1 protein-coding gene and 1 pseudogene are annotated in these 697 nt (G+C 44.5%); both read left to right on the top strand.

What is annotated here, in order from left to right; all coding sequences use genetic code 11:
- A pseudogene (locus R7044_RS25585) lies at nt 1-144 on the top strand (ribbon-helix-helix domain-containing protein); the annotation flags it as partial.
- A gap of 152 nt (nt 145-296) precedes the next feature.
- Nucleotides 297-692 carry a VOC family protein gene (locus R7044_RS25580; RefSeq protein WP_225456042.1) on the top strand — a complete coding sequence of 132 codons (396 nt, stop codon included), beginning with the start codon at nt 297-299 and terminating at the stop codon, nt 690-692.
- The last annotated feature ends 5 nt before the right edge of the window (nt 693-697 follow it).

Raw genomic sequence — 697 nt, 5'->3', positions numbered from 1 at the left:
GACAGCAGCACGGTGTATCAAGCAGCACTGGAATACAATGGTGAAGTGAACAAATTTGCATCCTTACTGCGCTGCGCATGTCTCACGTATGCTCGCCAACCGGAAAACACACTCCATCAAGCTCTTGCCCAACTTAACGCTTAACACCTAACTATTCTTACCAAAATATTCAATGGCATCGATGAGGCTTTACGCCTCAATCGTAAGCTATTGAGCTTATTCTTATTTGTCGTACTCTAGTACTACCCACACTCCTTTTGTACTCGCTAACCTATGCGGACAATTAAGGAGTACTCATGACAAAAATGATACACACCATGATCCGAGTACGCGATCTGGACCGTTCCCTACAATTTTACCGCGACGCACTTGAGCTAGAGATCAAAGACCAATACGTTTTTGATGGTTTCTCCCTAACCTATCTAGCAAATGAAGAAACAGGCTTTGAATTAGAACTTACCCACAACCACGCCCAAAGCGAACCTTATACTCACGGTTCTGGTTACGGTCACCTTGCCGTTAGCGTGGACGACATCGAACAAGCTCACAAACGAATTAAATCTCTAGGTATTGAAGCAGGTGACATCAAAGCGTTTGACCACCAGCAAAAACACCTAGCGACCTTCTTTTTTGTCACCGATCCTGACGGTTACAAAATTGAGTTCCTGCAACGACAGGGACGCTACCTATAACTAAA

The sequence above is a fragment of the Vibrio sp. 1402 genome, assembly GCF_033340275.1.
The sequence above is the reverse complement of the archived record's forward strand: the minus strand, read 5'-3'. Positions and strand labels throughout refer to the sequence as shown.

Bases quoted from the DNA above. Each gene is read 5' to 3' on its own strand.
- R7044_RS25580 (WP_225456042.1), top strand. From the start codon at position 297: ATGACAAAAATGATACACACCATGATCCGAGTACGCGATCTGGACCGT.